This is a genomic window from Stenotrophomonas sp. SPM (assembly GCF_003105135.1).
In the GTDB taxonomy this organism is placed as follows: Bacteria; Pseudomonadota; Gammaproteobacteria; order Xanthomonadales; family Xanthomonadaceae; genus Stenotrophomonas.
The window spans coordinates 1-8,213 of the sequence record NZ_QETL01000141.1 but is presented as its reverse complement, the minus strand read 5'-3'; the positions used below and the strand labels follow the sequence as shown (position 1 = coordinate 8,213).

9 protein-coding genes are annotated in these 8,213 nt (G+C 67.2%); 4 read left to right on the top strand and 5 right to left on the bottom strand.

The window, feature by feature from the left end; genetic code table 11:
• Nucleotides 1-160: 160 nt before the first annotated feature.
• Nucleotides 161-742: a TlpA disulfide reductase family protein gene (locus DCO49_RS18590; protein ID WP_116865256.1), complete on the bottom strand. Its 582-nt coding sequence runs from the start codon at nt 740-742 to the stop codon at nt 161-163.
• Nucleotides 739-2,013, bottom strand: a complete 1,275-nt coding sequence (locus DCO49_RS18585; protein WP_116865255.1) for a YihY family inner membrane protein — start codon at nt 2,011-2,013, stop codon at nt 739-741. The genes DCO49_RS18590 and DCO49_RS18585 overlap by 4 nt, the downstream gene beginning before the upstream one ends.
• 77 nt (nt 2,014-2,090) lie before the next feature.
• On the opposite strand from DCO49_RS18585, the gene wrbA reads away from it, so the two are divergent.
• The 3 genes from wrbA to DCO49_RS18570 all read left to right on the top strand — a co-directional run bounded on the left by wrbA (nt 2,091) and on the right by DCO49_RS18570 (nt 3,581).
• A complete protein-coding gene (gene wrbA / locus DCO49_RS18580) occupies nt 2,091-2,684 on the top strand; it encodes an NAD(P)H:quinone oxidoreductase (RefSeq protein ID WP_116865254.1) in 594 nt (197 codons plus the stop codon).
• A complete protein-coding gene (locus DCO49_RS18575) occupies nt 2,681-3,016 on the top strand; it encodes a DUF2069 domain-containing protein (protein ID WP_116865253.1) in 336 nt (111 codons plus the stop codon). The genes wrbA and DCO49_RS18575 overlap by 4 nt, the downstream gene beginning before the upstream one ends.
• 79 nt (nt 3,017-3,095) lie before the next feature.
• Nucleotides 3,096-3,581, top strand: a complete 486-nt coding sequence (locus DCO49_RS18570) for an asparaginase domain-containing protein (protein ID WP_116865252.1) — start codon at nt 3,096-3,098, stop codon at nt 3,579-3,581.
• Nucleotides 3,582-3,696: 115 nt separating this feature from the next.
• Here the strand turns inward: DCO49_RS18570 and DCO49_RS18565 are convergent, their stop codons facing one another.
• The 3 genes from DCO49_RS18565 to sufT all read right to left on the bottom strand — a co-directional run bounded on the left by DCO49_RS18565 (nt 3,697) and on the right by sufT (nt 7,604).
• Nucleotides 3,697-5,448: a S8 family peptidase gene (locus DCO49_RS18565; RefSeq protein WP_116865251.1), complete on the bottom strand. Its 1,752-nt coding sequence runs from the start codon at nt 5,446-5,448 to the stop codon at nt 3,697-3,699.
• A 450-nt stretch (nt 5,449-5,898) separates the two neighbouring features.
• Nucleotides 5,899-6,993: a branched-chain amino acid aminotransferase gene (locus DCO49_RS18560; protein WP_116865250.1), complete on the bottom strand. Its 1,095-nt coding sequence runs from the start codon at nt 6,991-6,993 to the stop codon at nt 5,899-5,901.
• 59 nt (nt 6,994-7,052) lie between these two features.
• Nucleotides 7,053-7,604, bottom strand: coding sequence for a putative Fe-S cluster assembly protein SufT (sufT, locus tag DCO49_RS18555; protein ID WP_108767828.1), 552 nt, complete (start codon nt 7,602-7,604; stop codon nt 7,053-7,055).
• Nucleotides 7,605-7,726: 122 nt separating this feature from the next.
• On the opposite strand from sufT, the gene DCO49_RS18550 reads away from it, so the two are divergent.
• Nucleotides 7,727-8,146 (top strand): hypothetical protein, encoded by a 420-nt coding sequence (locus tag DCO49_RS18550; protein WP_116865249.1) that lies wholly within the window; start codon nt 7,727-7,729, stop codon nt 8,144-8,146.
• Nucleotides 8,147-8,213 lie beyond the last annotated feature (67 nt).

Sequence of the window (8,213 nt, the reverse complement as noted above, 5' to 3'; positions counted from 1 at the left end):
GTGTGAGCGGCATGGATGCCGCGACCAAGCCCCCATGGACGGGTTTACGGCGTCCCCCGCAACCGGGCCCACCCCGCCTCCCCTCAGGAAACCAGCTTCTGCTGTTGCTCTGGCTTCCGCTTCTGCAGGTGCAGGGCTGCAAGCCCTGCAGGCAGAAAACCTACTTTGCAGCGGCGATCTGCTGTTCGATGTCGGTGGCGGTGACCGGCCCCAGGAACGTGTGCGCGACCTTGCCGTTCGGATCAATCAGGTGCGTCAGCGGCAGGCCGCGCGGGATCGCGAAGTCGGCCGGCGGGTCGAACGGATCGACCACCACGATCGGATAGGTCACCGGATGCTTGGCCAGGAACGCCTCCATCTCCGGCGTCTCGATGTCCTCGTAGGCCAGGCCCACCACTTCGATGTTGCTGCGCATCGCATGCAGCGCCGACAGCTCCGGCATCTCCTTGCGGCACGGTGCACACCAGGTCGCCCAGAAGTTCACCACCACCCACTTGCCACGGTGCGCGGCCAGGTCGTAGTCGCTGCCGTCGATGGCCTTCATCTTCAGGGTCGGGAACTCGGCCGTGGTGCGCTCGGCCGGATTCTCATCCGCGCCCTCCACCGCCGCCGGGGCCGCGGCCGTCGGCGCCTGGGCCGGCGGTGCACTGCTGGCCGGGGCCGGTTCCTGTGCGGGCTTGCAGGCGGTCAGGGCCAGCAACAGCGCCAGCGGCAGGGCCTTCAACAAGGGCGTGCGGGTCATGGTGTGTCTCCAGAATCGGGGTAGATGTCGCTGACACGGCGCTTGAGGCGTTCGCGCAGCGGCAGGCGAAGTTCGTCCAGCGCCGCCAGTGCGGCCCGGCCAAGGCTGTCGTCGCGGTAGGGCAGGAACTGCTCGGCTACCGGAATGCGCAGCTGTGTCCATTCGTAAAGGTCGGACAGACTGATCTGGTCCAGATCCCGCGCGAGAAGCCAGTCGCCATTCTCGTCGCGGCGCAGCATGCCATGGGCCTGCAGTTCGCAGACCAGATCATGCAGCAGCGCATCAGTCAGCAACGGTTCCAGGCGCAGGATCTCGTCGTCGTCAAGGCTTTTGCCGAGCGCGCGCGCCTGCTGGAAGCGCCCGAGCAGGCGCAGCAGGCCGTAGAACTCGAAGCCCTGCGGCAGGCGCAGTTCCACCGGCTGGTAGCGGAAGGCGGCCATCGACGAGGCCAGCGACGCCCCCAGCAGCACTGCCACCCAGCACAGGTAGATCCACAGCAGCAGGATCGGCACGAAGGCGACCGTGCCATAGAGCTTCTGGTAGGACTGGAAGCTGCCCAAGTAGGCACCGATGCCCCACTTGATCAGTTCCAGCAATACCGCCGCCAGCACTGCGCCGGGAATCGCATGCCGCCACTTCACCGTGTGATGTGGCACTACCCGGTAGACCAGCATGATGCAGACAAATTCGATCAGCACCGGCGCCAGCCGCAGCGACAGATCTGCCAGCCACCGCCCTTCCTGGGTGCCGAACAGCGGCAATGCCAGCACCCGCGCCGACACCGCCAGCGAAGCGGCCGCAAGCATCGCGCCGAGGGTCAGCACGGTCCAGTAGACCAGGAAGCGGGTCAGCTTGGGCCGCGTGCTGCCCACGCGCCAGATCTGGTTGAAGGTTTCCTCGACGCTGTTGAGAGTGATCAGCAGCGAGACGACCAGGGCGATGAAGCCGGCCGCGGTGAGCTGGCCGGCGCTGGCCGAGAACTGCCGCAGGTAGCCTTCGGCCGCGCGCGCGGCGCTGGGCACGAAGTTGGAGAACACGTAGTCGCTGAGCTGGTCACTCCAGCGGTCGAACACCGGGAACGCCGACAGCACACCGAACACCACGATCGCCAGCGGCACCAGCGCGAACACGGTGGTGTAGGCCAGCGCCGCCGCTGCCTGGAACAGGCGGTCGTCGAGGAAGCGGCGCCAGAGGAAGCGGCCGAAGCTGGCGGCGCGTGCGCGATCCCGCGCGCGCTCCATCCACAGGTTGAGCGTATCCAGAGGTTCCATCGGCGCAAGGGTACCCGATGCGGAATCGATGCAGGATAGCCATACTGGCATCCACACGATGAGGAGACCTGCACGCGATGGGCGAGATTCTGGTGCTGTACTACAGCCGGGGCGGTTCGGTGGCACGGCTGGCGCGCCAGATCGCGCGGGGCATCGGCGAGGTGCCGGGCATGACCGCGCGCCTGCGCACGATGCCGCCGGTGGCCGCGGTGACCCAGACCGCGCAGCCGCCGGTACCCGATGACGGCGCGCCCTACGTGAACGTGCAGGACCTGGCCGAGTGCCAGGGCGTGCTGCTGGGCAGCCCTACCCGCTTCGGCAACATGGCCGCGCCGGTCAAGCATTTCCTTGATGGGCTGGGCGCCGAGTGGGCCAATGGCACCCTCGCCGGCAAGCCGGCCGGCGTGTTCACTTCCACCGCCTCGATGCACGGCGGCCAGGAATCGACCCTGCTGTCGATGCAGGTGCCGCTGCTGCACCACGGCTGCCTGATCGTCGGCATCCCCTTCACCGAGCCGGCGCTGAGCCACACCACCAGTGGCGGTACGCCGTATGGCGCCAGCCACGTGGCCGGTGCCGCCGACGACCCGCAGCCGACCGACGACGAGGCCGTGCTGGCCCGCGCGCTGGGCCGCCGGGTGGCCGACATCGCACAGCGGCTGGCCCGATGAACACCGCGCCGCGCGCGGTCCTGCTGCTGGCCCTGCTGGGCCTGGCGGCGCTGTACGTAGGCTGGTTCATCAATGACAAGCACTGGCTGGCCACCCAGCTGGTGTTCACCGCACCGCCGCTGGCGCTGGCCATCGCCCTGCGCCTGGGTTGGCGCAAGGCCCGGTTCTGGGCCTCGGTACTGGCCCTGGGCTGGTTCAGCCACGGGGTGATGAGCGCCTGGAGCCACCCGGAGACCCGCTGGCTGGCGCTGATCGAGATCACCCTGGCCCTGCTGGTGATCTTCGCCGCCAGCCTGCCGGGGCTGCGCGCCCGCTTCAGCAAGCGACGCTGACGCTGCGGCCTCCGGGCCTTATCATCTGTGTTCCCGGCCCCGCGCCGCTGTACCTGTCCTGGTTTCGCGCATGCACATGATGGAAGAGCTCCTGGTCGTCACCACCGGTGGCACGATCGACAAGATCTACTTCGACGACAAGTCGGACTACCAGATCGGTGATCCGCAGATCGGCATGATCCTGCGGGAGCTGGGGGTGACCTTCCGCTTCAACGTCATTCCGATCCTGCGCAAGGATTCGCTGCACATCAACGATGACGACCGCGAGCTGATCCGCGCGACCATCGCCGCGCAGGCGACCCGTCATGTGCTGGTCACCCATGGCACCGATTCGATGGTGAAGACCGGCCAGGTGCTGGCGACGATTCCGGACAAGACGATCGTGATGACCGGTGCGCTGAGCCCGGCGCGCTTCCGTGGTTCGGATGCGGAGTTCAACATCGGCTGTGCGATCGGTGCAGTGCAGTCGCTGCCGACCGGCGTGTACATCGCCATGAACGGCCGCATCTTCGACCCGCAGCGCGTGCGCAAGAACGTGGCGGCGAACCGCTTCGAGTCGGTCTGACGAACCCGTAGTGCCGAGCCCATGCTCGGCAGCTCCCTGACAGCCGAGCGTAGGCTCGGCTCCAAAAAAACACCCCGACCGAAGCCGGGGCGTGCCCTTGGAGAGGGACGTGGGCTCAGTACTGGGCGTTGAGGCTGACGCCCGAGAAGGTGCTGTACCCCTTCACCCGGACGTGCCAGGTGCCGGCGGCGGGGTTGTTGATGGTGCAGGTTTCGTTGTTGCCGCTCAGGTACGGGCGGCAGGTGTAGGTCGTGTCGGTCGGGGCGCTGCCCTGGCGCACGTACAGGTCGGCATCACCGCTGCCGCCACTGATCGCCACGCGCAGCTGTGAACGGCCGGCCGGCACCTGCACCGTGTAGCTGAGCGAGGCACCGCTGGCTGCGCCCAGGCCGGTCACCGGGACGTTGTTCTGCAGCACCGTGCCACCCGGATTCGGGTTGGTGCCGCCGCCGGTGCCGTTGATGGCCGCGGTGACCGCCGCATCGGCATCGATGATGCCCGCGCCGCAGCCGCCCGAGCAGGCGCCCGGCAGTGCACGCGCAGTGCTCTTGATGATGCTTTCGACCTGCGCCGGGCTCAGCGGCGAGGGCGCCACCGACTGCATCAACGCCACGACGCCGGCCACGTGCGGCGCCGCCATCGAAGTGCCGTTGTAGGACGCGTAGGTCGCGCTGGCCGGCACCGTGGTGCCGGTGTTGAGGGTCGAGAGGATGTTCGCGCCCGGCGCGGAGATGTCGATGCCGGTGCCGTAGTTGGAGAAGCTGGCCTTGGCGCCGGCCGAGGTCACCGCAGCGACCGCCACGACGTTGGCGCAGTTGGCCGGCACCGAGGTGGAGACATTGGACGACTCATTGCCGGCGGCCACCACCACGGTGGTGCCACGGCCGACCGCGCCGTTGATGGCGTTCTGGTAGGTGGTCGAGCAGGTGCCGCCGCCACCCAGCGACATGTTGATGACCTCGGCCGGGTTGGCATTGGCCGGCACGCCGCTGACCGTGCCACCCGAGGCCCAGGTGATGGCATCGACGATGTCGGAGGTATAGCCGCCGCACTTGCCGAGCACACGCACCGGCACGACCTTGGCGTTGAAGGCGGTACCGGCCACGCCGGTGCTGTTGTTGGTCACCGCGGCGATGGTGCCGGCCACGTGGGTGCCATGCCAGCTGGAGTTGGACGCGGGGTAGCCGGCGCCGCACTCGTTGGCGGCGTACCAGTCACCTTCGTCGTTCGGGTTGTTGTCGCGGCCACCGCCATCGCGCGCCATCGCGGCATCGCTGATGAAGTCGTAGCCGGGCAGGATGTTGGCGTTGAGGTCCGGGTGGCTGGTGATGCCGGTGTCGATGACGGCCACGACCACGCCGGTGCCGGTGGCCTTGTCCCAGGCCGGGCGCACGTTGATCGAGGCATTGGAGGTGCCGAAGCCCCACTGCTCGCTGAGGCGGGCGTCATTGGGGGTCAGCGTGGCACGCATGATCTGGTCGACTTCCACGTACTCGACGTTCGGGTCGGCGGCGAGCTTGCGCATCAGCAGCTCGGATTCGGCCTGGTCCAGCGCACGGTCGGAGCGCACCACGCTCGGACCGGTGGCCAGGCGGCGGACCTGCTGCAGGCCGAGGGCGCGACCCTGCGCGCTGGGCAGGCCGGCGGCGGCAGTCTTCAGCGACGAGGCCAGTGCGGTGGTATTGGCCACCAGCTGGTTGCCGTCCTTGAACTTGACGATGAACTGCTGGTGCACCGGCGCGGACTTCAACCCGCTGAGCTGGACATCGCCAGCGAAGGCTGGGGCGGCCAGCAGCAGGGAGGTGACGACGGAAGCACTGAGAACCACCCACGACTTGCGCAGGCGCGGTTGCGAAACCTGGGACATCGGAATTTCCCTTTCTAGTGGTGTGAATGCCGGAATCGGCAGAAGCACCGGCCCGAATGCGCGATGGAGGTGTGCACGCATGGCTCGAAGTCCGGTCCGTCAGCGGATTCCCCTGCGACCCGCCGTACTGTCGACGCTAATGACCTGAAACGGACTCCACAAGATTTTCAGCGTCTTTTCAGTAACGTGAAATGTCTGATCTGAGACGTTTTGGGTGTAGGGTTTGTGAAGGTGAAGGAACTTTCACGTCACTTCGACAGACATGAACGGGACTTTGAGTGTCCACCCATGTCTTTGCCGACATCGGCAGGCAGCCTGCCGGAGATGGTTGCTGAAACGCAGAAAGCCCGTCGCGGGGACGGGCTTTCCGGGTACGGCAGTCGAGCATGGCTCGACTCTACAGGGAGCGCAGCCGAGCGTGGGCTCGGCTGTACAGTTCAATCCGGGCGATCAGCCCAGCTTGACCAGCCAGTTGTGGCGGTCCGGCTCGCGGCCGTACTGGATGTCGGTCAGCTCCTTGCGCAGCGACATGGTCACTTCGCCGGCCGGGGCGTTGATGTCGCCCACCGAGAAGCCTTCGCCCTTGAGCTGGCCGATCGGGGTGACCACCGCCGCGGTACCGCAGGCGAACACTTCTGCGATGTCACCTGAGGCCACGCCGTTCTTCCACTCGTCGATGGTGACCTTGCGCTCTTCGACCTTCATGCCGCGGTCGCGGGCCAGCTGCAGGATGCTCTCGCGGGTGATGCCCTCGAGGATGCTGCCGGACAGTTCCGGGGTGACCAGGGTGCCGTCCTTGTAGACTAGGAAGACGTTCATGCCGCCCAGTTCTTCCAGGTACTTGCCTTCGACCGGGTCCAGGAACAGCACCTGCGAGCAGCCCTGTGCCTGCGCCTTCTGCTGCGGCAGCAGCGAGGCGGCGTAGTTGCCACCGCACTTGGCCGCGCCGGTGCCGCCCTTGGCTGCACGCGCATAGTCGGTGGACAGCCAGATCGACACCGGGGCGACGCCCTTGGCGAAGTACGGGCCAGCCGGGCTGGCGATGACGTAGTAGCCGGCCTTGTGCGCGCCGCGTACCCCGAGGAAGGCTTCGTCGCCGATCATGAACGGACGGAAGTACAGGCTGGACTCATCGGCCGACGGCACCCAGGCGCTGTCCAGCGCGATCAGCTGCTTCAGCGATTCGACGAAGATCTCCACCGGCAGTTCCGGCAGCGCCAGACGCTGCGCCGAACGCTGCAGGCGGCGGCCGTTGGCATCCGGGCGGAAGGTCCAGATCGAACCATCGGCGTGGCGGTAGGCCTTGATGCCTTCGAAGATTTCCTGGCCGTAATGCAGGACGGCCGCAGCCGGGTCCAGCTGCAGCGGGCCATAGGCACGCACGTTCGCGTTGTGCCAGCCGGTGTCCTTGTCCCAGCGCACTTCCACCATGTGATCGGTGAAGTGCAGGCCAAAGCCCGGCTTCTCCAGGATCTGGGCACGCTCTTCAGCGCTGCGCGGGTGGTCCGAACGGGTGACGGCGAAGCTGGGAATGGACTGGGACACCGGAGGATTCCTGTTCTGGTTGCGGGTAGTGCCGGGCCCACCGTGCGGCGGGCCGTAGGTCAAAGCATGCCGGTTTCGAGCCGGGCGGCCTCGGACATCATGTGCTGGTTCCACGGCGGGTCGAACACCAGTTCGACATCGGCCTGGGCCACGGTCGGGACCATCTCGAGCTTGCTGCGCACATCGTCGACGAGGATGTCACCCATGCCGCAGCCGGGCGCGGTCAGGGTCATCTTCACGTCGATCTCGCGCTGCCCCTCGTCCAGATGTTTGATCTCGACTTCGTAGACCAGGCCCAATTCGACGATGTTCACCGGAATTTCCGGGTCGAAGCAGGTGCGCAGCTGCTGCCACACCAGCTGCTCCACCTGTTCGTCGGTGGCATCGGCGGGCAGTTCCAGCGGCGCAGGCGCCTCCTTGCCGATGGCGTCGCCGTCCTTGCCGGCGATGCGGAACAGGTTGCCTTCGACGAACACCGAATAGCTGCCGCCCAATGCCTGGGTGATATAGCCATAGCTGCCGGCAGGCAGGGTCACGGTGTCGCCCTGCGGGACCATCACGGCCTCGCAATCGCGTTCGAAGTGGACAGGTTCGCTGCTACGGGAATACATGGGGACCGATATGGGGCCGCGGCCGAAGCCACGCAAGACGGCATTCTAGCCCAGCCGCCCTGCCCCCGCCGGTGCACTGCGGCAAACCACAGTATCCTGTGGGTGTCCTTCAGGAAGCTTCGATGTCCTCCAATGCCGCGCGTGCCAGGACCGTCACCTGGCTTTGGCCCTTCATGCTGCTGCTGGGTCTGGTTGTCGCCCCGATGGTCTGGGTGCTGCTGGCCCTGATGACCGGCCGCCAGGTCGGCTGGATGGCGGTGCTGACCGCCCTGGAACTCACGTTCATGCTGCGCCTGGGCACGCTGGGCCCGGGCCGCCTGCGCATCGCGCTGGTGGTGCTGGGCACGGTGCTGGTGAGCGCGGTGGCCTACTGGTGCATCGCCAGCGCCTGGATGGGTGGTTCGATCGGCCTGAACCCGATGGATGCCGCGCTGCGGATGGGCCCGCACCTGGCCTGGACCCTGACCAGCCTGGCCAACGGCGCGGTTGAATGGATCTGGCTGGCCGTGGCCGTGGTAATCGGCGCCTTGCTGGCGCGCTGATCGCACGGGTGCCGGTAGCGCCGGGCCATGCCCGGCGAGCGCAGCGGCCGATGCAGAAAGCCGCCGG

What these genes read in the sequence shown, in the direction of transcription:
- DCO49_RS18590 (WP_116865256.1), bottom strand. Translation starts at nt 742, where the DNA reads ATGACCCGCACGCCCTTGTTGAAGGCCCTGCCGCTGGCGCTGTTGCTG.
- DCO49_RS18585 (WP_116865255.1), bottom strand. Translation starts at nt 2,013, where the DNA reads ATGGAACCTCTGGATACGCTCAACCTGTGGATGGAGCGCGCGCGGGAT.
- wrbA (WP_116865254.1), top strand. Translation starts at nt 2,091, where the DNA reads ATGGGCGAGATTCTGGTGCTGTACTACAGCCGGGGCGGTTCGGTGGCA.
- DCO49_RS18575 (WP_116865253.1), top strand. Translation starts at nt 2,681, where the DNA reads ATGAACACCGCGCCGCGCGCGGTCCTGCTGCTGGCCCTGCTGGGCCTG.
- DCO49_RS18570 (WP_116865252.1), top strand. Translation starts at nt 3,096, where the DNA reads ATGGAAGAGCTCCTGGTCGTCACCACCGGTGGCACGATCGACAAGATC.
- DCO49_RS18565 (WP_116865251.1), bottom strand. Translation starts at nt 5,448, where the DNA reads ATGTCCCAGGTTTCGCAACCGCGCCTGCGCAAGTCGTGGGTGGTTCTC.
- sufT (WP_108767828.1), bottom strand. Translation starts at nt 7,604, where the DNA reads ATGTATTCCCGTAGCAGCGAACCTGTCCACTTCGAACGCGATTGCGAG.
- DCO49_RS18550 (WP_116865249.1), top strand. Translation starts at nt 7,727, where the DNA reads ATGTCCTCCAATGCCGCGCGTGCCAGGACCGTCACCTGGCTTTGGCCC.